This is a genomic window from Ruminiclostridium cellobioparum DSM 1351 = ATCC 15832 (genome assembly GCF_000621505.1).
Classification (GTDB): domain Bacteria; phylum Bacillota; class Clostridia; order Acetivibrionales; family DSM-1351; genus Ruminiclostridium; species Ruminiclostridium cellobioparum.
Genome location: NZ_JHYD01000025.1, coordinates 17,017 through 39,214 on the forward strand (window position 1 = coordinate 17,017; position 22,198 = coordinate 39,214).

20 protein-coding genes are annotated in these 22,198 nt (G+C 43.1%); 1 reads left to right on the plus strand and 19 read right to left on the minus strand.

Features of this window, described 5'->3' with window-relative positions:
- Nucleotides 1-38 precede the first annotated feature (38 nt).
- The 6 genes from T344_RS0110100 to T344_RS0110125 form a co-directional block, all read right to left on the minus strand.
- Nucleotides 39-875, minus strand: a complete 837-nt coding sequence (locus tag T344_RS0110100) for a carbohydrate ABC transporter permease (RefSeq protein ID WP_027628596.1) — start codon at nt 873-875, stop codon at nt 39-41.
- Nucleotides 875-1,723, minus strand: a complete 849-nt coding sequence (locus T344_RS0110105) for a carbohydrate ABC transporter permease (protein WP_027628597.1) — start codon at nt 1,721-1,723, stop codon at nt 875-877. Before T344_RS0110105 ends, T344_RS0110100 begins: the two co-directional genes overlap by 1 nt.
- Before the next feature lie 112 nt (nt 1,724-1,835).
- Nucleotides 1,836-3,251 carry an ABC transporter substrate-binding protein gene (locus tag T344_RS0110110; protein WP_027628598.1) on the minus strand — a complete coding sequence of 472 codons (1,416 nt, stop codon included), beginning with the start codon at nt 3,249-3,251 and terminating at the stop codon, nt 1,836-1,838.
- 61 nt (nt 3,252-3,312) lie between these two features.
- The gene (locus tag T344_RS27985) at nt 3,313-4,338 is read right to left on the minus strand and encodes a LacI family DNA-binding transcriptional regulator (RefSeq protein WP_051571748.1); all 1,026 of its coding nucleotides are present in this window, start codon (nt 4,336-4,338) and stop codon (nt 3,313-3,315) included.
- A 255-nt stretch (nt 4,339-4,593) separates the two neighbouring features.
- A complete protein-coding gene (locus T344_RS0110120) occupies nt 4,594-5,838 on the minus strand; it encodes a glycosyltransferase family 2 protein (protein WP_034861061.1) in 1,245 nt (414 codons plus the stop codon).
- A gap of 36 nt (nt 5,839-5,874) precedes the next feature.
- Nucleotides 5,875-6,408, minus strand: coding sequence for a phosphatase PAP2 family protein (locus tag T344_RS0110125; RefSeq protein ID WP_027628600.1), 534 nt, complete (start codon nt 6,406-6,408; stop codon nt 5,875-5,877).
- A 214-nt stretch (nt 6,409-6,622) separates the two neighbouring features.
- Between T344_RS0110125 and T344_RS0110130 the strand changes: the two genes are divergently transcribed.
- A complete protein-coding gene (locus T344_RS0110130) occupies nt 6,623-7,264 on the plus strand; it encodes a nitroreductase family protein (protein WP_027628601.1) in 642 nt (213 codons plus the stop codon).
- A 44-nt stretch (nt 7,265-7,308) separates the two neighbouring features.
- On the opposite strand, the gene T344_RS0110135 is transcribed toward T344_RS0110130, so the two are convergent.
- From T344_RS0110135 to ilvB, 13 genes are all read right to left on the minus strand, one after another.
- Nucleotides 7,309-7,671 carry a DUF4180 domain-containing protein gene (locus tag T344_RS0110135; protein WP_027628602.1) on the minus strand — a complete coding sequence of 121 codons (363 nt, stop codon included), beginning with the start codon at nt 7,669-7,671 and terminating at the stop codon, nt 7,309-7,311.
- A gap of 5 nt (nt 7,672-7,676) precedes the next feature.
- Nucleotides 7,677-8,228, minus strand: a complete 552-nt coding sequence (locus T344_RS0110140; protein ID WP_027628603.1) for a PadR family transcriptional regulator — start codon at nt 8,226-8,228, stop codon at nt 7,677-7,679.
- Nucleotides 8,229-8,394: 166 nt separating this feature from the next.
- Complete coding sequence (xylA, locus tag T344_RS0110145) at nt 8,395-9,711, minus strand: xylose isomerase (RefSeq protein ID WP_027628604.1); 1,317 nt, start codon at nt 9,709-9,711, stop codon at nt 8,395-8,397.
- A 67-nt stretch (nt 9,712-9,778) separates the two neighbouring features.
- Nucleotides 9,779-10,990, minus strand: coding sequence for an ROK family transcriptional regulator (locus tag T344_RS0110150; RefSeq protein WP_004629325.1), 1,212 nt, complete (start codon nt 10,988-10,990; stop codon nt 9,779-9,781).
- Nucleotides 10,991-11,107: 117 nt separating this feature from the next.
- Nucleotides 11,108-12,637: a xylulokinase gene (gene xylB / locus T344_RS0110155; RefSeq protein ID WP_027628605.1), complete on the minus strand. Its 1,530-nt coding sequence runs from the start codon at nt 12,635-12,637 to the stop codon at nt 11,108-11,110.
- Between the two features lie 281 nt (nt 12,638-12,918).
- Nucleotides 12,919-13,176 (minus strand): hypothetical protein, encoded by a 258-nt coding sequence (locus tag T344_RS0110160; RefSeq protein ID WP_027628606.1) that lies wholly within the window; start codon nt 13,174-13,176, stop codon nt 12,919-12,921.
- A 220-nt stretch (nt 13,177-13,396) separates the two neighbouring features.
- On the minus strand, nt 13,397-14,962 hold the full coding sequence (gene cimA / locus T344_RS0110165; RefSeq protein WP_027628607.1) for a citramalate synthase: 1,566 nt from the start codon (nt 14,960-14,962) through the stop codon (nt 13,397-13,399).
- 15 nt (nt 14,963-14,977) lie between these two features.
- Nucleotides 14,978-15,763 carry a DUF3307 domain-containing protein gene (locus T344_RS0110170; RefSeq protein ID WP_027628608.1) on the minus strand — a complete coding sequence of 262 codons (786 nt, stop codon included), beginning with the start codon at nt 15,761-15,763 and terminating at the stop codon, nt 14,978-14,980.
- A 43-nt stretch (nt 15,764-15,806) separates the two neighbouring features.
- Nucleotides 15,807-16,457: a SatD family protein gene (locus T344_RS0110175; RefSeq protein ID WP_027628609.1), complete on the minus strand. Its 651-nt coding sequence runs from the start codon at nt 16,455-16,457 to the stop codon at nt 15,807-15,809.
- A gap of 302 nt (nt 16,458-16,759) precedes the next feature.
- A complete protein-coding gene (locus tag T344_RS0110180) occupies nt 16,760-18,298 on the minus strand; it encodes a 2-isopropylmalate synthase (protein WP_027628610.1) in 1,539 nt (512 codons plus the stop codon).
- Between the two features lie 420 nt (nt 18,299-18,718).
- Nucleotides 18,719-19,714, minus strand: coding sequence for a ketol-acid reductoisomerase (gene ilvC, locus T344_RS0110185; RefSeq protein WP_027628611.1), 996 nt, complete (start codon nt 19,712-19,714; stop codon nt 18,719-18,721).
- 125 nt (nt 19,715-19,839) lie between these two features.
- Nucleotides 19,840-20,349: an acetolactate synthase small subunit gene (gene ilvN, locus T344_RS0110190; protein ID WP_004629443.1), complete on the minus strand. Its 510-nt coding sequence runs from the start codon at nt 20,347-20,349 to the stop codon at nt 19,840-19,842.
- A 43-nt stretch (nt 20,350-20,392) separates the two neighbouring features.
- Nucleotides 20,393-22,018, minus strand: a complete 1,626-nt coding sequence (gene ilvB, locus T344_RS0110195; RefSeq protein ID WP_027628612.1) for a biosynthetic-type acetolactate synthase large subunit — start codon at nt 22,016-22,018, stop codon at nt 20,393-20,395.
- Nucleotides 22,019-22,198 lie beyond the last annotated feature (180 nt).

Here is a 22,198-nt window from a genome sequence, read left to right on the forward strand (position 1 = left end):
TTGTTTCAACTCTCCCGTAATATTTTTCGCGTAAGGTGTTACCCTTTTACCGCTCCGGCCACAACACCTTTTATAATGTGCTTCTGACAGAGCATATAAAAAATGATAATTGGGACTATAGCCAGTATGAGCATGGCCATCAATGCGCCCATATCCCTTGATCCATAACCACCCTGAAGGTACTGCACCGCAATCGGAATGGTTCTGTAGTTATTGCCTATTACCAGGTAAGGCAGCAGGTAATCATTCCATATCCACATGGCATTCAATATGGAAACTGTTATTGAAATGGGCTTTAATACGGGGAAAACTATACTGAAAAAAAGCTGCACAGGGTTGCATCCGTCTATTGTCGCAGATTCCTCGATTTCCAGAGGTATGCTTTTTACAAAGCCTGCAAACATGAATACCGAGAGCCCTGCACCGAAACCCCAGTATATAATGATAATGCCCAGAGGATTATCAAGACTCAGTATATTGGCCATTTTTGACATGGTGAACATAACCATCTGAAAAGGAACTATCATACTGGCCACAATTATATAAAAGATGGCCTGGGAAACCTTTCCCTTGACCCTGGTTATATACCAGGCTGTCATAGACGTGAACAGCACCAGTGTAAGAACTGATGGTACGGTTATGATAAAGGAGTAATAGAAAGCCTTCAGAAATCCTATTTTAACCATACCGTTTATATAATTGTTCAATCCTGCCCAGGTTTCAGAGTTGGGCAGCTGGAAGGGCTGATCCGAAATAAAGAACTGTCCCTTAAAGGAGTTCATCAGAACAATCAATATGGGAGCCAGAAATACTGCTGCAAGGACAGTCAGGAATATAACCTTTACAGTGTCCGATATTCTTTCTCTATTGTTCATTAGTTCTCCACCTCCTTATTCCGGGTAAGATAGAGCTGGATAAATGCCAGTACTGCAATCATTACGAAGAATATAACCGCCTTAGCCTGGCCTACTCCCTCATATCCCACACGTCCATAAAATGTTTTGTATATGTCCAGGGCCAGCATGGTTGTTGAATCTGCGGGAGCGCCGGCAGTCAGCGCAAGGTTCTGATCGAACATTTTAAAGGAATTTGTAAGAGTGAGGAAGGTGCATATTGTTATTGAAGGCATCACCAGGGGTATGGTTATGCGGAATAAAGTCTGGAACCGAGAGGCTCCGTCTATTTTTGCCGCCTCGGTGAGTTCCTCCGGAATGTTTTGTATTCCTGCGATATATATGATCATCATATACCCGATAAGCTGCCAGTTTGTTAATACAATCAATCCCCAGAAGCCGTATTTGGCATCAAAGGTGATATCAACTCCCAGGGTATTGATCAAAATACCGTTAATGATCAGCTGCCATATATACCCCAGAACGATGCCTCCAATGAGATTGGGCATAAAAAATACCGTTCTGAAGAGATTTGTTCCCCTCAGTCTTTTTGTGAGAAGCATGGCAATTGAAAATGCAAATACGTTGATTGTGATAACTGCCACAACTGCAAATTTTGATGTGAAGATCAAGGCTCCCAGAAAATTTGACCCGTCTTCAAATGCCTTTATATAGTTTGAAAATCCCACCCATCTGGCGTTGGAAATGGTAGTAAACTCAGTAAAGGAGAGATATACCCCCATTATGAAGGGAATAAAAAATACTATTGTAAAGGCAGTTAATGTAGGCAATGCAAACAGGGCAAAATATTTTTTTAAGTTTCTTTCCATATAACCCTCCTAAACCGCTGCTGATCCTTTTGAGCAGAAAATTTGCTTCGCACGATAAAAGAATGCTGCCCGCCCATTCGGGGGCAGCATTTTTTACCATAATTACAAATGATTATTTGGAGCTTTCTGTTTTCCAATCGTTTACAACCTGTGTCTTAACATCCTCCCAGTTCTTCTTGCCCTGTGCGTACTGGAGCAGTGCCGCACCAAAGTTATCCTTGAAAGTCTGGTTGGGGAATACCGTAAAGTTCCAGGCTACGTTTGTCGTCCCCTGCTTGCCCATCCAGTTCAGAACTTCCTGTGCTAAGGGATCCTTTGGCTTTTCATTTTCACCGAAGGTATCAAACGGAGCGATAAAGCCCAGTTTGTTGGTTACAAAATCCTTACCCTTATCACTTGAATAGAGCCAGTAAATGAAATCCAAAGCAAGCTTCTGCTTTTCAGGGGCAGCCTTCTGATTGATTGAGAAGAAGTTTTCGGTTCCTGAACAGAGACCCTGGGTTTCTTCACCTGCAGCACCTGTGTATATTGGCATGAACTTGATGTCCTCCGCCTTGACCACATTTCCCTCTACACTGCTGATCTGGCTCCAGGCCCAGTTGCCGTTCTGTACCATTGCAGCCTGGCCGAGAGCAAATTCAGCCATTGAGTCTGCAACCTGTTTGGTTCCAAGGATCTTGGGTTGTACTGTTGAATTGTTCAAATAGAGATCAAAAATATTCTTATAATTGTCAGCATATTGGAAAGTAATGGTTTTTGTCGCATCACCTGTGAGATCCACATTATTGTTCTTGAATTCATAGAATATGGGTACGTTTGCAAGGTGGGTCTGCCAGCGCCAGTCTTCACCCGGCTTCAGGGAAGTACTTGCAAATACTCCCTTGATCCCCAGTGCTTCTCTGTTCTTTGTCATGTCTTCAACAACCGCCTTCAATTTTGCAAAGCTGTTGATTTCATCCATACTTTTCACATCTGTTGCTTTGTTTGCCAAAGCGAAGTACTTGTTCATTATTGCATTGTTATATATTATTCCGTAACCTTCAACAACATATGGAATACCGTAAACTCCGCCGTTTACCGTTACCGCCAGATTTTTGTCGGTCAGGTGCTTATAGAGTTCGGAATCCTTTAAATCCGCACAATAGTCTTTCCAGTTGGCATAACCTCTTGGTCCGTTGATCTGGAAAAGAGTAGGTGCGTCCGATTTTTCCATTTCTGATTTTAAAGTCTGTTCATAGGTACCCGACGCTGCCGTAACAACCTTCAGCTTCACTCCTGTTTCCTGCTCGTAAACCTTTGATATTTCATTGTATACTTCAGCAATTTCAGGTTTAAAGTTCAAATAATATATCTCTCCGCCTTTTGTCTGGCTGCCGCTGCCGGCTGCGGCCCCCGAAGAAACAGCTGCCGTTGTGCTTTCGGCAGCCGTGCCGGAATCTGCCGGAGAAGAGCTTGATCCGCAGCCGGTAAAAGTACCGGCCAGCATTGTAAAAGCTACTGCAAAACCTAAAATCTTTTTAGACTTCATAATATTTATTCCTCCCTAAACTTTTTTGTTTATAATAATGAGCCATCTGCAGTCTAACCCATTAAATACCCGATGTGGATTCTCTTTCAAGAATTTTATAGTCTATATACCTGCATCCCAGGTCAACCCGCTTATTGTTCAGCACATCAATAAGCATTTCAGCCGCCGAAGATCCGAGCTGATAGGAATCCACCGTCACAGTTGTTATTGACGGTCTTGAAAATCTTGTGTAGGCACTGTCATTAAAGCAGGCTACTGCCATATCCCCGGGCACGCAGGCATTGATTTCTTCAAGGTACTTCATCGCTCCCATGCACATGGTATCGTCTACGGTTATGACTCCATCAGGTCTGTCCGGCAGGCTCATAAGTTTCTTCATGGATTCATAGCCATGTTTTTCAGAGAACTCGTGCACATATATATATTCATCTCTTACCGGGAGACCATATTCCGTTAATTTATTTTTATATCCTTCCAGACGGTTCACAGTGACTATTGAACCTTCGACACCCCCGATAAAAGCAATTTTCCTTTTGCCCCTTTGCAGGATATGCTCAGTCAGTGCCGAGGCTGCACTGATATTGTCATTATCGATACTGTAAATATTGCCATACTCCTTACAGCTTCCTATAAGTACAAATGGAAACCCAGTCCTGAGCATCAATTCTATATTTGTATCCCTGAGCTTTGATCTAAGTAAAATTATTCCGTCAACCCGGGAGGTACTGATAAGCCTTTTGATTGCCTCAGGCTCGGTAGGATTTCCTGCTGTTATCAAAACATCATAATTATTGTTTGAAACAGTATTACAGATACCCTTCAACGCCTCCTGAAAAAATGTTGCCGCATAAATTCCCGATTCTCCGTGAGGCATTACAATACCTATGGCGTTTGTCTTGTTTCTTGCCAGATTCCGTGCTGCCGTATTGGGTGTATAACCGTACTTTTGTATAATGTCAAAAATCTTGCTTCTCGTTTCCTCGCTTATCCTGGGATTACCGTCTATAGCTCTGGACACTGTGGATTTTGATACCCCGGCAATCTCTGCAATTTCTTTTATTGTCATTTTCTTAGGTATATTATTCATTTAACCCTCCCTGTATGTAAAGGTCAGCATATTTGACATGGTCAATTTCCTTCTCTCGATAAAATTAATTTGCGCTACCGGTTGCACAACAAGTAAAAAAAATTGGCTGCAAAACATTTTATCCTTTGTGCAACCGGTTACATAAATATAGTAACATGAAGTCTATTTGTATCAAATGTATATATTTCACTAAAAGCATAAATCCATTTTGTGCATATTGTACAAACACTCTTGGCCGGATTTGTGTATTTCAAGCTACAGCTGGGCGGCAGAAGTGTGAGCTATATGTGCCCAGTTCTTATTTTTCCTGGAAAAGTACCCCTGAATCATAATGGGAACCCAGGTGAAATTAAAAATCGGAAGTACCACCAGACCCATTATCAGGTTTTTACTGCCTTTGTTCTCATTCACAAGAACCGTTACTGAAAAAACATTCTGTACCACAAAGGTAATTATGGACATTGCTGCAAAAAGCAATAAAGCTTTCAAATTTGTGTCATCTATCTGTAGTATGATTGTTTTCATTGCCTGAAATGCCATCAAGAAACTGCCCATTACATATAAAAACGGATAGAACAGCATGACCACCGTATCAAAGGACTGCAGGCTCCTGTCTCTGAGCAGCTTGCCAAATACCCGTCTGCCATACAGAAAGACACAGCTGAAATGGCCCTGCATCCACCGGGTGCGCTGTCTCCAGGACTGTGACAGCGTAACGGGCTGTTCGTCAAATATTACCGCATCATGGGCCCAGCCTATTTTAACGTCATTCAGACAGAGCTGAAAATAGAACTCCACATCTTCAGTCAGGGTTTCTATTTCCCACCCGATTTTCCTGAGTGTGTCAACACTCACTGCATATCCGCTGCCCGTCAGTGTACAATTCATTCCAAGGTACTGCCTGGGCAGCTGGCACAGCCTGTTGGCCAGCCAATAGGTTATGGAATAGGAGGAGGTGATCCACGAATCCCATGGGTTTTTCATATCTCTATAGCCCTGGACCACCTGATAACCCTTTTGCATCTTTTTATCGATCTGCAGCAGGAAGTCTTTTGATACCAGATTATCGGCATCGAGTATGCATACGGCATCAAATTCAAAATCAGAACCGAATAATTTATCAAACATCCATTTTAAGGCATGGCCTTTTCCTTTATTGGATGTGTCCTGCCTTTCAAACACCACTGCTCCGCAGGCTCTTGCAATATTGGCCGTATCATCGGTGCAGTTGTCTGCTATTACAAACACCCCGTATTTTTCTGCCGGGTAATCCATGGCTTTTATGCTTCTGATGGTATTGCCAATAACGGACTGTTCATTGTGTGCGGCAACAATAATTGCGTAATTTTTATCCGGGTGGGATACTTCATGCTTCTCCGGCCTCTTTCTCCAGCCGAATACAGATACAATGAAAAAATATGCCAAAACCGTCAGTATAATAGTAATGGCCGCTATAAAAAAAGTGTTTGCGCTGAAGTCAATGTATTTTATAAATTCCATACCGGCTACCCCCTGTGTTAATATATTTTTGTACTTTTAAAGCAGATTTGAGATAAATTGTATTGCTGCTGTGGTAAAGGTTGCCAGAGCCATTCCTGCCAGAACATCCGAGGGATAGTGCACTCCCAGATACAATCTGGTTATCCCGACGATAAATGCCACCGGAAAACCTACAAAAGCAAGAAGTGGTGCGTTAAAAGCCAGTGTAGTCGCAATTGCAAAAACTGCCGTTGTGTGTCCTGACGGAAAGGAGTAATAGTCAATTGCCACATTAAAGGTGTTCAGGTTTGGTAATACATCAATGGGTCTTAATCTGCATATCCTGTTTTTCAGGAGATGCACAATTAAGTGGCTTACAGCCAGGGATACCAGCGCTTTAAAACCTATCCCCCTCGTTTCCCCTTTTCCAATGAAGATAATCAGAAGACAGCTGGAAATTGTAAACAAGGCACTTCCCAATTGTGTAAGCAGAGGCATAAGCCGATCCAGCAACCTGCATTTTATTGATTTGTTAAAAAGCAAAAGCGTATTTAAATCGGTTGTATAAAGAAGTCCTTTAATCTCACTCATGGCAGCCTCCATAACTATCTCTACAAGCATAATAACAGATTAATCTTAAATACAAATTATGAATTCTTTAATTATTTCTTAACAAATTAATTTAAATTTGTAATATACTCGTCCGGAATGTTAATTTTGTTATAATATATTGGAATGTAATAAATATATAACCAGTATATACTCATATACTCATTAAACCAAATAAATCATACAGGAGATCCTTATGGAAAATAATTTTTTAGAATTGGCCCAAAGCAGGAGAAGCATACGAAAGTTTTCAGATAAACCGGTCCCAAGGGAGGCAGTGGAATATTTTATCTCCTGCGCCGCACATGCTCCCAGCGGCTGTGACAGCCAATGCTGGTATTTTGTAGCAGTGGATGACGGGGACTTGATAAATAAATTAGCCGACGGTGCGGCAGAGTCTGCACGGAATTTTTATGGCGAAGGCTATTCCGAAGCAACACCCGAATTTCTCAACTCCAGGGAAAAAGCCGTCAGCTTTTTCAGGAATGCCCCTCTTGTAATTTTTGTTTTCATGGACAAAACAAAATTCTATGATGAAAAAGCTGTCCGGGCTTTTTTTGAAAAGGGTTATGATTACCGCGGGATGATTGATAAACTTGGGTATTATGACGTCCTTTCAATAGGTGCGGCAATCCAGAATCTACTGCTGGCAGTGGCCGAGAAAGGCTATGGTGCCTGCTGGATGAACGACCCCGTCATCGCAGAGGACAAAATAAGGGAAATTCTTGGGGTACGGGAGGATTTAAAACTTTTAAGTGTGATTCCCGTCGGAGAACCCAGCTATTTCCCAAGGCAAAAAAATCTGAAGGATCAGAGCAGTATCCTGGAGTTCAAATAATATAAAACTTTAAACCCCAGTGCGCTCCCTCCAAAGCCCGGAGCTTAACTGTTTATAAGCCAGTTCTCGGCATCTTCGCGAGTGGCAAACACTCTAAAGGCATTTCCCTTATTGGTCTCCAGCACCATCTCCCGGAACCTTCCTGTGTTTGCTACCTTTGCGGGTATTATGGCCGCCACCCTGATACCGTAATTTATAAACTTTTGCAGCATTTTCCCGGCAACACCGGTCTTAAGATTAAAAAACTCCTCCGACAGCACTTCTCCATGAAGCATTTGCTGCCGTATCTCATTTTCCCAGCTCAGGGAAATGAGATCAAGTGCGTCCTGCTCATTATTCAGAGGATTATCGGCCGATATTACCTCAATATATTTTTTTGTTCCTTTTTCTATTATTTTATAATCCATTCAATTCACTCCTCAAATAGTCCTTTTTTATAAAGCTGCTGCCGCAAATTTTCAATCCAATTCAGTTCGTTTTTATATGAGGAAATAATATTCTCCGAAATCATATCCCATAAGAGCACTTCTCTTGAGCTTCGTGAGGGATACTCCCTGCCGCGTCTGTTATTTTCCTCATGAATCAGCAATTGTATTTTTACTTCACTCTCATAATTTGCCAAAACCGCCAACAACTCTTCCTCTGTGAGTAAATCGGCCCAGGAAAGCTGAACTAAAAAGGTTTTTCTGAACTCGGGAGCATCCGATGCCGATAGAACCCATTGCTTCAGTTCATTCAGCCCTTTCCCGGTTATTGAATAAATTTTCTTTGTGGGCGCTTTGTCCTGATGCTGAATTTCATTAGTTACCAGGCCTTCCTCCAGCAGCTGTACCAAAGCCTTATAGATCTGGTTATTATTCCCCGACCAATACATTGCAGCCGAATTCTCAAAAAACTTTTTTAAATCGTACCCTGTTGTCGGCTTCCAGCTTAATACTCCCAAAATTGCATGTTTTATTGACATTTTTGACACTCCCTATCTCATTAACATATGTTAATAGTAACATATGTTATATTATACACGCATATAATAAAAATTCAATACCCCATGCAAATAAAAATAATGGTAACTAAGGATATAAAAAACCCTGCGCTTTGAAAGAGCGCAGGGTTTTTTGTATCAGTAGCAATTATTTTGTTTCACAGATATACTGGTTCAACAAGGATTCCAGCATTTCCTGACGGCCCGACTTGTTTTGGATCTTAACGCCAAGTGCGTGCTTTTCCAATTCTTTGAAGCCTACTTTTCCGTCAACTATATCTTTACCGATTCCGGTTGTGTAGCTTGAATATCTGTCGGCGATAAATGCATCGAACTTGCCGTCAGTCACCATCTTGTCAGCTATGATAAGACCCTTTGCAAAGGTATCCATACCTGCAATATGTCCATAGAACAGGTCAGCCGGTTCAAATGATCCTCTTCTGACTTTTGAGTCGAAGTTCAAACCGCCCTTGCCCAGACCGCCTGCCTTCAATACTTCATACATTGCAAGAGCAGCATCATAAAGGTTGGTCGGGAATTGGTCGGTATCCCAGCCCAGCAATACATCACCCTGGTTAGCATCAATGCTTCCCAGCATATTGTTGATTCTGCAGACTGCCAGCTCGTGCTGGAAGGTATGTCCTGCCAAAGTCGCATGGTTTGCTTCAATGTTGAGCTTGAAGTATGGATCCAAACCGTATGTCTTCAGGAAGCCTATAACTGTACCTGCATCAAAGTCATACTGGTGTTTTGTCGGTTCCTTCGGCTTGGGTTCGATAAGGAACTGTCCGTTGAAGCCTATTTCCCTGGCATAATCAACAGCCATCTTCAGGAATCTTGCCAGGTTATCCAGCTCAAGCTTCATATCTGTATTCAAAAGTGTCTCATAACCTTCTCTGCCACCCCAGAATACATAGTTTTCTCCGCCCAATTCCTTTGTGATTTCCATGGCCTTCTTAACCTGGGCTGCAGCAAATGCAAAGATATCGGCATTTGGTGAAGTTGATGCACCATGCATGAATCTTGGATTTCCAAATGCATTTGTTGTTCCCCAAAGAAGTTTTACATCGCTGGATTTCATTCTGTCCTTTATGGCAGAAACGATCACGTCCAGGTTCTTGTTTGTTTCGGCAAGAGTATCTCCTTCGGGTGCAATATCCCTGTCGTGGAAGCAGAAGAATGGAACTCCTATTTTTTCGGCAAACTCGAAGTTTGCTTCAACCTTGAATTTTGCGCCGTCCATGGCAGACATTGTGTTCCATGGTCTTTCGTAAGAACCTGCACCGAACATATCTGCTCCGGCAGCTGCAAAAGTATGCCAGTAAGCTACTGCAAATCTTAAATGCTCCTTCATTGTCTTTCCGCCTATAACCGCATCGGGATTATAGTACTTGAATGCCAATGGATTATCCGATCCACCGCCTTCATACTTGATTTTTGAAATTCCGCTGAAAATTTCCGACATAATACCCTCCATCTGCGTGCTTTGCACGCTGCTAAATAGTAAATTAATTATGTTTATATTTATGCTCCTACAGCCTGTGGCCAAAGAGCTTTTTCAATGGTACGATTGCAGCTCCAAGTGCCGAGGAATCCTCTCCCAATTCCGACGCGAGTATCTCAACCCTTGATGCCGGATATTTCAGTGCCTTTGCCAGTGCAATGTTTCGCATATGCTCCAAAATATCCTCTGAAAATTTCACCAATTCCTTCCCAAGCACTATCCTGGAAGGGTTGATGGTATTTATTAAATTTGCTACCGCAAGACCCAGGTATCCGGCAGCTTCCACCAGAATGACTCTTGCGGATTCGTTACCTGCCTTTACGGCGTCAATGATAAAATCAATTGAATTTATGGAGTTTATATCCAACTCATCCGAGAAATCGGCTATAAGTCCCTGTCTCACAAGTTTTTGCGCCTTCTCAACCATCGATCTTGAGGAAACCAGGGTTTCCAGGCAGCCATAGTTTCCGCAGGCACATTTGGGTCCGTTGTGATCCACCATTATGTGACCGATTTCTCCGGCACTTCCGCTGCAGCCCCTGTAGAGATTGCCGTCTGCGAATATGCTGGAGCCAATACCGGATTTCATGTTTATACATACAAAATCTCTTTGTTCGGTACAGCAGCCTATCCAATTTTCACTTATGGCCGAACATATGGCCTCATTGTCCACATATATGGGGAAATTGCCCATGCCCGACATCATGCTCTCCAGATCGACTCTCTCCCACCCCAGATTAGGTGCGAAAATTACTTCGTGGGTTACATTGTCAACCATACCCGGCACCGACACGCCAACACCCAGTAATCTGTCTTCCCTGATAGCATTCCGTTCTATAATCTGCCGTACTTTTTTCTCAATAAACGCTATTGACTCCGATACCGACTGGTCGAATCTACTGGAGATCATATCCCTGTACTCAACATTTCCGGTTATATCCATGAGGATAAATCTGATATAGTCAACATCTATATCAACTCCTATGGAATAATAGCTTTTTGGATTGAGTTCATATAAGTTGGGCCTTCTCCCGCCTTTTGATATTCCGATACCGGCTTCACGGATATAGCCTTTTTCCAGCAGGTTTGAAACAATAACTCCGCATGCGGTGGGAGACAGACCTGTAAGTTGAGCCAAATCAGCTTTTGATATCTGTTTGTTGAGCCTTATCAATTCCAGCAGGGAAGTTTCATTAAATTGCTTCAAAAACTTATTGTTGCCTGTTTTACCCAACTTCATATTCCTCCCCCCTCCCACTGTATTAATAAAATTTAAATGATCAACTTATTTTCAGACTTTGTAAACTCAGTTTATAATGTAAAAATCATGCAATTCCTGCAGCTGCTGCTTCAAAGTTTATTTAAGAATGTTATTAAGCTGGGTAAAGTCTTCCTTCATGGATTTGTACAGCTTTGTATATAACTTGTAGAAATCATTGTACCTGTTAATATTTGCCTCGATGGGAGCAAGTGTATCCTTTACCTGGATAATCGCTTCGCATGCCTCGGGCACACTGCTGTACACCCCGGCGCCGACACCGGCAAGTATTGCAACTCCAAGAGCCGGACCTTCGTCTGATTTTATCCTGTTGATGCCTGTACCAAATACATCAGCCTGCATCTGTCTCCAGATGCCGCTCTTTCCGCCGCCGCCCGATGCCCTAACTTCGGATACGCTGACTCCCATGTCTTTGATAATTTCCAGACAGTCCTTCAGGCTGTATGTTACGCCTTCCATAATGGCACGTACAAAATGAGGTTTTGTGTGTTTGGCGGTCAATCCGAAGAAAACTCCTCTTGCATTTGGATCAAGGTGCGGAGTTCTTTCTCCCATCAGGTACGGTAAATATATAAGTCCGTCACTGCATGGCTTGATTGTTTCAGCCTCCGCATCCAGAAGCTTGTAGACATCAATATCGGATAATTCCGCAGTCATGAGCTCCTCCATGCAGAAAGTATCCCTGAACCACTTCAAGGACAAACCGGCTCCCTGCGTAACGCCCATTATATGATATGTGTTGGGAACCGCATGACAGAAAGTATGCACTCTTCCCAGGGGATCAATTGTCAGTTTGTCTGTATATGCAAAAACAACACCCGAGGTTCCTATTGTGGATGATACTACTCCCGGTTTAACTATACCGTTTCCAACCGCACCGGCAGCCTGGTCTCCGGCTCCTCCCACAACTATCGTTCCTTCATTCAGACCTGTTATGGCAGCTGCGGAAGCTGTAACCTTACCCGTAACCTCTTGTGATTCATACATCTTGCCCAGCATGGAAGTGGATATTCCCAGTTTTCCGACTACTTCGTCACTCCATTTTCTTTGGGCTATATTCATCAGCTGCATACCGCTGGCGTCTGAAACCTCTGTTGCATATTCACCGGTAAGCCTCAATCTGATATAGTCCTTTGGCAGTAATATCTTTGCTATCTTTTCAAAAATCTGCGGCTCGTTGTTTTTGACCCACATGATCTTTGAAGCTGTAAACCCTGTAAGTGCCGGATTAGCTGTTATTTCAATCAGTCTTTCCTTGCCGATAAGCTCTGTGATCTGGTCACACTCGGCAGCACTTCTCTGATCGCACCAGATGATTGCTTTTCTGAGAACCTTGTCGTCTTTGTCAAGCAGAACGGCTCCATGCATTTGGCCTGATAAGCCCACACCCTTTACTTCCCGCTTATCAACGCCGCTTTTTAACATAACGTTGTTTATGCTTTCGCATGTACCCCTCCACCATTCCTCAGGATCCTGTTCTGCCCATCCAAGATTGGGCTGATAAAGTGGGTACTCCACGGTGGAACTTGCTACAGGTTTGCCGCTTTCATCAAACAATACAGTCTTAACACCTGAGGTTCCAAGATCGATACCAATTAGAAAAGACAATGTATAGTCCCCCTTTCCAAAGTTTACTTTATAATATTATATTATAAAGTATATCAATTATTTGCTGTTATGTCAAAATGATTTTATGAAAAAGCACAGGTTTTTATTTTAACTTTATCAACAATATCCCACATAACAGCAAAAACACGCATAGGCTTCAAAACCATGCGTGTTTAGAATTTGCATTTTAACTGCTAATAATACATTTTATAGCTTGCATTTGAAAGAATTTTACAGCTTTCATTACCCGGTATCTGAATTTATGGGATAAAAGTTAAAATTTAATACAGCACAATCTCAAGCCTGTCAAAGCCTATTGCTTCACCGAAATGGTCGCTGTTAAAGCTGGTTTTCCTGTAGAGCCCGAATTCCCTGGTATTTTTCTTCAGCCAGATGGGCACCTCCACATCCAGTTCCTTGCAAACCGCTATGAGGCATTCCTCCAGCTGATCATGGAAGTCCCCGTCCCCGTTCTGGGGAACGACCCAGGCTTCCTTCAGTAATTTTCCCCGCTTGACTAATCTGCCGTATAGTTTCAACTCTTTGATCCCCTTAAACTTATTTATTAATACTATTATATAAAGCCACCTTTATTATTACGCATAGGTTCAATAGAAAATTTTTACCTAAACTGCGTTTCAATGAGGCCATATGATGCTCATAGTACTCTTTGGATTACCTTGTTCTTCATAAGCCTCATTATATACCAAAATTAATAATAATAGAAGTCAGGAATCAACCGGCCGCATATGGCTGATTCTAATTTTCCTTCATCAGCTTATGTTCCACCGAATCCACCAGTGCCCGCCAGCTGGCTTCAATTATGTCGGTGGATACTCCGACTGTTGTCCAGGCATCCTGTCCGTCAGTCGTCTCGATCAAAACACGGACCTTGGATGCAGTTGCAAAATTGGAATCCAATACTCTAACCTTATAGTCGGTCAGTTTCATTTCGGCTATCCTGGGATAAAAACGCTCCAAAGCTTTTCTAAGTGCCTTGTCAAGAGCATTTACCGGTCCGTCGCCTTCAGCTGCGGTTATTTCAGTTTGCCCATCCACAAGTATTTTTATCATTGCGGAAGAGTTTACACTGTTCACGGTAGGTTCATTTACAATAACCTTAAACTCCTTCAGCTCAAAGAAAGTCTTGTATTTTCCCAGCATTTTGCGGATCACCAGCTCAAAGGAGCTTTCGGCGCCCTCATACTGATAGCCTTCATACTCAAGCTCTTTAAGCCGTTCAATGATTTTTTTGGTTTCCGGAGAGTCTTTGGTCAGCGTACTGTCCACCATGTTTATAATGCTCATTACAGCACTTCTTCCCGCCACCTCCGACATAAGGATATTGCGCTGGTTTCCAACCACCTCCGGATGGATCATTTCGTACGCCGAGGTGTTTTTGTTGACAGCATCTGCGTGCATGCCGGCTTTATGCGCAAATGCACAGTTTCCAACGAAAGGCGCTCTTTCGTCATGAATTATATTGGCAACCTCACTTACATATCTTGCGGTAGGTGTGAGCTTTTCCATATTTGCTGCAGGGATGCACTCATAATTCATCATCAGCTGGAGGTTTGGAATGATTGTACACAAATTCGCATTTCCGCACCTTTCTCCAAAGCCGTTGATGGTGCCCTGTATCTGTACGGCGCCTGCCTCAACAGCTGCGATCGATCCGGCCACTGCCATCCCGTTGTCATTGTGGCAATGTATCCCTATGGCACAATCCACTTCATCGCGTACCAGACCGGTTATTCTGGCTATATGGGAAGGAAGGCCGGCCCCTTTTGTATCACACAGGCAAATGGTATCTGCTCCTGCTCTGTTGGCAACTTTTAAGGTTTCCATGGCATATTCGGGATTTGCATTATACCCGTCAAAAAAGTGTTCGGCGTCATAAACTACAATCTTTCCGTGATTTTTGAAATATTTGATGGTATCGTATATCATTCTCAAATTTTCTTCCAGCGTGGTTTTAATAATATCAGTGACCTGAAAATCCCATGACTTGCCGAATACAGCTATCGCTTCGGTGCCGGCCTTCAGCAGGGACTGTATGTTTGCATCCTCTTCGACACTGATGTTGGCTCTCCTGGTAGCACCAAAGGCTATAATTTTGGAACTGGCCAATTTAAGCTTCAGCACTTTTTCGAAAAATTCAAGGTCTTTTGGATTTGATCCCGGATTACCGGCCTCAATATAGTGAACTCCCAGGTTATCCAATTTATTTACTATCTTGAGTTTATCCTCCACGGTGAAGGAAATCCCCAGGGCCTGAGCTCCGTCCCTCAGGGTTGAATCATATATTATCAGTTTGTTAGTCATACTTTTCTCCTTTCTTTATAGTCCCGTAAAGACCAATATATATGCTGCTACTGAAAACACAACGCTTACAAGGGTTCCAATCAAATAATATTCCGCAAACGCCCTGTCCTTTGCTATGGCATCATATCTGGCAATGGATTTTGCCGTTAATATGAAACCAAGTGCAGAAAATTGATTTATACTGATGAAAAATACAATAAGTATACGTTCAAGAGTACCTATTATTGCCCCGGTACGCTGCTGTTTTACGTCCCTTGCCGCCTCCTCCTCCGGCTTAAAGGCCGAAAAGAACAGATTGAAGGTTATATTTGCGGGCTTTATTATCAGCAGGCCCACCAGCAGCCACTTAATTGCATTAACCGGATTAATGTTAACCATTCCCAGCAAGTCCGACCAAATTTTATTCAGGTGCAGCAAAGGACTCTGCCAGCTCACTTTTACATACAGTAATGCTATTAACAACAATAAAAATATATGTAACAGCTGGTCTGCCATAAATACAACTGCCGGCCTCTTATGGTATCCTTTAAAAAAATTGTTTTCGGTGGTCCAATACTTCAGAGAGTCAACCATAAAGTGGGCCAGCACCGAAAGCAGCAAACACAACAGCAGCAAAGCACCAAACCTGATAAATACCAGGGCAAGTATAAACGGTATGCCATATTGTACGGAATGTACAACAACCCCCCGGTAACTTGTTTTCTTATTTCGTGCTATTTTCTCTGTTTGCAGATAAAAGTCACCTAAAACATGCAGGGTTACCAACACCCATATCAGTAAAAAGCCCTTACCTGTATCCATACTCAACCCTCCCAAAAAATTTATCCGGTGCCCCTTTGCAGGTCTATCCCCATTCTCTTAAAAGCACCTCTTCCAAAACTCTTTTGGTATGCAGATAGCTGTAATACCCCGAACTCTTCAAGCCCCTCTGAACAGTGGACTGAACTATTCCAAGCCTGCGGGCAACCTCTCTCTGGTTGTCTTCGCAAATGACAGATTCGAGAATAAGTCTTACCTGCTTCTGAGTCCACTTTCCCTGAATAAGGGACCAGAGGCTGAAAGTGCTGTTTGCCAGCGCAACTATACTTATATTGTCATCGGCGGCGATTTTAACCGAAGTCTGGTCGCTCCTCCTGCTTTTATGGCTTTTTTTGATCTCATTTATCATGCGCCTTGCATGGTGATAAGCGGTCCCGTCGGCTCCTATTGCCATTTCCCGGTTTATTTTAGTCGATATATCACCAAATCCGATCCCGAATCGGATTTTTACAGGATACATTTTAAGCATTATTCTTTCAATTATCCTGATTATGGGCTGTGTTGAATTCAAGAGTCCCTGAAACTCATCCCCCAGAGTCACGATGAATTTAGCAGCTATATAATTGTCAAATTCCGAATTTATTTCTTCCAATACCTGTTCAAGCTGTTCCTGCACCTGAAAGCGATCCTTTATTTTACGGGAATTTTTTATATCCCCGATAACAGCAAAATACATATTCTACCTCCCGGACTTACTTCGAGTATATATTCAGCTATAACAGTATCACATTCAAACAGTAAATTCAACAAATTTGATGCATTATCAGGTGCATCAAATTTGTTATTGCATATGTGGATGCATCATTTCACATTTTGCATTAATTCATGCATCATAATTCAAAGCTGCAGCAGATCAATTTTCCGGTGTACACATTCAAACTCAGTATTATAAGTGCCTCGTCACTGCTCCAAAAGTTATAAATTCCCATATACTAAAAAAAGCAGCCCTTTTAGGGGCTGCTTCAGCTTCAAGCGCCCCTACCGGCTAATTATTGCCTCTTCACTTATCTTACCGATCTCGCTTATAGATCTGTTTATTGCACTGAGATAGGCTTTAACACTTGCTTCAATTATATCCGTGCTGACACCTTTACCCATGTATACCGAGTTGTTAGAGGATATTTTGACAGTCACCTCTCCCAGGGCATCCTTACCTTCGGTTACAGCTTTGATGCTGTAATGCACCAGTTCGGCCTTAACATCCGTCGCACGTTCTATGGCATTGAAGGCAGCATCCACAGGACCATCCCCGGTGGCGGCCTCGGTTATTACTTCATTCTCTCTCCTTATGCTGACAGTTGAGGTGGATATCATCTTATTCCCGCTGTTTATCTGGAAGCTGTCGATTACAAATATTTCGGGCACAGCAATATTTTCATCCACCAGTGCTTCAATATCCTTGTCGGTGACTATTTTCTTTCTGTCGGCAAGATCCTTGAATTTCTCAAAGGCAGCCTTGACTTCCTCGGCAGACAATACATAGCCCATTTCCTTCAATCTGTCTTCAAAGGCATGATGACCTGAAAGCTTTCCCAGAACCATCCTGTTTTTACCCACACCCACCGACTCGGGAGTCATTATCTCATAAGTGGATTTTTCTGAAAGAACTCCATGCTGGTGTATTCCTGATTCATGGGCAAAAGCATTTGCCCCCACTATGGCTTTGTTTGGCTGTACACCCACACCTGTAAGGCTTGAAACAAGCCTGCTGGTTCTGTAAATTTGTGTAGTATCTATTTTATGAGTTATGTCATAGTAATCTTTTCTTGTGTCAATGCCCATTATTATTTCTTCAACAGCGGCATTGCCGGCTCTTTCACCAAGACCGTTAACAGTACATTCTACCTGTACGGCGCCATTTTCCACAGCAGCCAGTGAATTGGCCACAGCCAGGCCAAGGTCGTTATGGCAGTGAACACTGATATCGGCCTTATCTATGTTTGGTACATTGTTTCTCAGGTTTCTGATCAATCTGCCGAACTCCACAGGTGTGGTATACCCCACAGTATCGGGAATATTTACTACAGTTGCACCGGCGGCAATAACAGCCTCAACTATCCTTATGAGAAAATCCTCACGGGTTCTGCTGGCATCTTCAGCTGAAAACTCCACATCGGAGCAATAGCTTTTTGCACGCCTCACCATGGCTACGGCACGTTCAAAAACCTCTTCCTCCGTCATCTTCAGCTTGTATTTCATGTGTATGTCCGAAGTTGCTATGAAAGTGTGGATTCTTGGACTTTCTGCGTACTGTACGGCTTCCCATGCCCTGTCTATATCTTTTTCCGTTGCACGGCACAGGCTGGCTATCGAAACTCCCTTTATATTTTTTGAGAGCATCATAATGGATTCAAAATCTCCCGGTGAAGCTATGGCAAAGCCTCCCTCGATAACATCCACGCCCAGTCTGGCCAATTGCTTGGCAATTTCCATTTTCTCCTGGAGATTCAGATTAACACCCGGAGTCTGCTCTCCGTCTCTCAGTGTGGTATCAAATATTCTGATCCTTCTTGCCATAGAAATACCCTCCTTCCAGGGAACACTCAGTTCCCTTCATTCTAACATTCATAAACGTCTAAAATCAGTAAATTTTTATCAGCTTGTTGTTGGCACTATTAAAACCCTTTATACAACAAGTACTTCCGTACAGACATATATAAATGGATTGCTTACAAAATAGATGCTCGTATTAGTAAAGGCTTATAACAGGCCAAATTAGCCGTCGCTTACATTCGCCATCCTGGCTCATAGTAAAGCTAAAACCAGCGTCGTGCAGGTTTTCCGGCTACTTTGCTGTTCTCGCCTACTAATCCATGCACCTATTTTAATTAAGCTTCCCATTTATATATGCTACACTCGCGTACTTGCTGTATTATTAGATTTTTTCAACAACAAAAATTAATAAAATTTTAATGGAATTTTTCCATCTCTATATGTTTATTTCTTCAGCCAGCTCATCATCTTTCTGAGTTCTGCGCCTACTTTTTCCACCTGATGTTCTGCTTCATTCCTTCTCATGGCAAGGAAATTCGCCCTTCCGCCTGCATTGTTTTCAGTGACCCAGTTTGTAGCGAACTTTCCGTCCTGGATTTCCTTAAGTACTTTCTTCATTTCTTTTCTGGTTTCCTCAGTGATTATTCTCTTACCTGTGACATAATCGCCATACTCGGCTGTGTCACTGATTGAGTATCTCATTTCAGCAAAACCGCCCTGATTTATGAGATCTACTATAAGCTTCATTTCATGCACACATTCGAAGTAGGCAATTTCAGGCTGATAGCCGGCATTTACAAGTGTTTCGAAGCCCGCTTTCATCAACTCGGTAACTCCTCCGCAAAGCACAGCCTGTTCACCGAACAAATCTGTTTCTGTCTCTTCCCTGAAGGTAGTTTCAAGTATTCCTGCCCTTCCTGCTCCTATACCTGCCGCATAAGCGAGCGCGTAATCCCTTGCCTTGCCTGATGCATCCTGAGCTATTGCTATCAATGCAGGAACGCCTTTTCCTTCCCTGTACTGGCTCCTTACCGTATGTCCCGGGCCCTTTGGAGCGGCCATTATAACATCGACATCAGCCGGCGGTATGATCTGGTTGAAATTGATGTTGAAGCCATGGGCAAACATAAGTATATTGCCTTCTTCCAGGTTTGGAGCAATGCTTTCATAGTACATTGCCTTCTGCTTTTCATCAGGTATTAATATCATTATGACATCGGCCATTTTAGCGGCGGCAGCAGTATCATAAACCTTTAAGCCGTCGGACTCTACCTGCTTTCTTCTCGCCGAATCCGGAGTCAGACCCACTATAACATTAACTCCGCTATCCTTAAGGTTCTGCGCATGTGCGTGTCCCTGACTTCCATATCCTATTACCGCCACGGTTTTACCTTCCAGTAACTTCAAATTACAGTCGCTATCGTAGTACATTCTTGCCATTTTAACTTACCTCCTAGTTTTTATATTACAATTTAAACACTGCAAGTATTTATATTTTTAAACCCATTATACCGGCGAAGTATTCAGGCACTTAAAGCATTCCGTCCGGTATGTGAGGATTTTGGCTATTCTTCGGTGTTTCCGGCTTTTATATATTTGTTACCTCTTTCTATGGCAATTGTCCCCGTACGGACTATTTCCTTTACTCCGAACTGCTTGAGCATATCCTCCAGAGCTTCCACCTTGTCGGTAGAGCCCGAAATCTCCACTGTTAACGTATTTTTTGATACATCAACGATCTTTGCACGGAATATCTCGACTATCTGTATAATTTCCGATCTTGTCGCCGCTGTGGCATTAACTTTTATCAGGGCAAGTTCACGGCTGACCGAATCAGAGTTTTCCAGCTCTCTGATTTTTATGACATCAATCAGTTTGTTCAATTGCTTGCTTACCTGTTCAACAGTGTATTCATCACCGTTTACAACTATTGTCATTCTTGAAACCTCCGGGTTTTCGGTCACTCCAACCGCAAGGCTGTCAATATTGAAGCCCCTCCTGCTGAACAGGCCGGCTACTCTGGACAAAACTCCCGAACGGTTTTCAACCAGTACCGATAGTGTGTGCTTTGCCATCTTCATTCCTCCTCATCAAGAAAATTCTATACGCTTATATACGCTAAATAGTCGGCTCATCCGGATCAACAATACACTCCAGCAAATAAGTACTGTCATCTGCCAGAAATCTGTCCAATGCCGCGTTTATCTGGGAATCAGCCGTGATCTTTTCAGCCTGGAAGCCATAGGCTTCGGCCAGTTTTACAAAATCAGGATTGTCATTCATGAACACCTGGGAATATCTCCTGTTATATTTGTTTTTCTGTATCTCGCGTACCATCCCAAGCCTCGAATTATTCAAAATCAGTATTTTGATACCTATTTTACTTTGCTTTATGGTCCCCATTTCAGGCATTGACATCTGGAAACTGCCGTCACCGCCGACGATAACCACTGTACTGTCCGGGCTGCCCAGCTTTGCACCTATTGCAGCCGGCAAACCGTACCCCATTGTTCCCAGACCGCCGGAGGTTATAAATGCTCCGGGCCTTTTAGCGGTGAAATTATTTGCAGCCCATATCTGGTTCTGTCCCACCTCTGTCGCAAGGATGGCCGAAGTATCGAGCCTTTCTGAGAGCAGGCTTATTACCAGCCTCGGATTGACAGTATCCTTGTCACCGGCTTTGGGCTTCTCAAGCTTTTCCGCCTTGACTCTCTTCACTTCCTTCACCCAATCGGAGGTATCTCCGGGTTGTATCACACTGCTGAGAGCTTCCAGGATGAGTTTTGCATCTCCTACCACCGGAATGGCAGTACTTACATTTTTTCCAATCTCGGCAGGATCAATATCTATATGAATTATTTTAGCCTTCTCGGCAATTTTTTCAGCTGTACCCAAAGCGCGGTCCCCCACTCTGGCACCTATCAATATAAGCAGATCGGTTCTGTTTACTGCGTAATTTGCGGCAAACACCCCATGGGACCCCAGCATTCCCAGGTTCAGCGGATGATCTCCCTCTATGGCCCCTATCCCCATAAGTGTTGTTACCACCGGTATACCGCACTTTTCAGCAAAAGAGGTCATTATATCTGTGGCTTCTGCAGTCACAACACCGCCGCCGGCACAAATAACCGGTGTTTTGGATTTTGAGATTGCTTCGGCAATTCTTTTTATCTGCTGGGGATGTCCCTTGTAATTTGGTTTATAGCCTTTTATTTCCACTATTTCCGGATAGTTAAAATCCAGCTTTTGTGTCTGTATATCCACCGGAACATCGATTACCACCGGTCCGGGCCTTCCTGTTGAAGCTATGTGAAAGGCTTCTTTAATAATCCTCGGCAGCTCCCGTACATCCTTTACGAGATAGTTGTGCTTGCAGAAGGGTGCTGTTGCTCCCGTTGTATCAACCTCCTGAAAAACATCCCTTCCGATCAGTTCCAGGGATACCTGCCCTGTGATAGCAACCATGGGTATGGAGTCGGAATATGCGGTGGCTATTCCCGTTATCAGATTCGTGGCCCCGGGCCCTGAGGTTGCCACACAGACACCGGGCTTGCCTGTAACCCTTGCAAACCCGCTGGCAGAATGAGCAGCACCCTGTTCATTTCTGGTCAGCACATGTGTTATTTCCGAATCCAGCAGAGCATCATAAAATGGACAGATTGCTGCTCCCGGATAACCAAATATTATATTTATTCCTTCAAGTTCCAATGCTTTTACCATAGCCTGTGCACCTGTCAGCTTCATTCCCGGTCCTCCTTCTATTAATACTTCTTTCATTATTACCCAAAGTTACCCAAAGTTACTCCCAACACACCACCCGGTATCAATATTTGATCCCGGCCAACCCCCGGAATGATGTTATGGCGATTTTAAAATGAGATTTAGATATAAAAATACCCTCGGCTCTGCAATATGCAGGGACGA

Excerpts from the sequence above, each read along its gene's own strand:
- ilvN (WP_004629443.1), bottom strand. The coding sequence starts at position 20,349 with ATGGCAAAGCACACACTATCGGTACTGGTTGAAAACCGTTCGGGAGTT.
- T344_RS0110105 (WP_027628597.1), bottom strand. The coding sequence starts at position 1,723 with ATGGAAAGAAACTTAAAAAAATATTTTGCCCTGTTTGCATTGCCTACA.
- T344_RS0110175 (WP_027628609.1), bottom strand. The coding sequence starts at position 16,457 with ATGTATTTTGCTGTTATCGGGGATATAAAAAATTCCCGTAAAATAAAG.
- T344_RS0110125 (WP_027628600.1), bottom strand. The coding sequence starts at position 6,408 with ATGAGTGAGATTAAAGGACTTCTTTATACAACCGATTTAAATACGCTT.
- T344_RS0110170 (WP_027628608.1), bottom strand. The coding sequence starts at position 15,763 with ATGGATACAGGTAAGGGCTTTTTACTGATATGGGTGTTGGTAACCCTG.
- T344_RS0110135 (WP_027628602.1), bottom strand. The coding sequence starts at position 7,671 with ATGGATTATAAAATAATAGAAAAAGGAACAAAAAAATATATTGAGGTA.
- T344_RS0110140 (WP_027628603.1), bottom strand. The coding sequence starts at position 8,228 with ATGTCAATAAAACATGCAATTTTGGGAGTATTAAGCTGGAAGCCGACA.
- T344_RS27985 (WP_051571748.1), bottom strand. The coding sequence starts at position 4,338 with ATGAATAATATACCTAAGAAAATGACAATAAAAGAAATTGCAGAGATT.
- ilvC (WP_027628611.1), bottom strand. The coding sequence starts at position 19,714 with ATGGCAAGAATGTACTACGATAGCGACTGTAATTTGAAGTTACTGGAA.
- T344_RS0110150 (WP_004629325.1), bottom strand. The coding sequence starts at position 10,990 with ATGAAGTTGGGTAAAACAGGCAACAATAAGTTTTTGAAGCAATTTAAT.
- T344_RS0110120 (WP_034861061.1), bottom strand. The coding sequence starts at position 5,838 with ATGGAATTTATAAAATACATTGACTTCAGCGCAAACACTTTTTTTATA.
- ilvB (WP_027628612.1), bottom strand. The coding sequence starts at position 22,018 with ATGAAGCTGACAGGTGCACAGGCTATGGTAAAAGCATTGGAACTTGAA.
- xylA (WP_027628604.1), bottom strand. The coding sequence starts at position 9,711 with ATGTCGGAAATTTTCAGCGGAATTTCAAAAATCAAGTATGAAGGCGGT.
- T344_RS0110130 (WP_027628601.1), top strand. The coding sequence starts at position 6,623 with ATGGAAAATAATTTTTTAGAATTGGCCCAAAGCAGGAGAAGCATACGA.
- T344_RS0110180 (WP_027628610.1), bottom strand. The coding sequence starts at position 18,298 with ATGGCAAGAAGGATCAGAATATTTGATACCACACTGAGAGACGGAGAG.
- T344_RS0110110 (WP_027628598.1), bottom strand. The coding sequence starts at position 3,251 with ATGAAGTCTAAAAAGATTTTAGGTTTTGCAGTAGCTTTTACAATGCTG.
- cimA (WP_027628607.1), bottom strand. The coding sequence starts at position 14,962 with ATGACTAACAAACTGATAATATATGATTCAACCCTGAGGGACGGAGCT.
- T344_RS0110100 (WP_027628596.1), bottom strand. The coding sequence starts at position 875 with ATGAACAATAGAGAAAGAATATCGGACACTGTAAAGGTTATATTCCTG.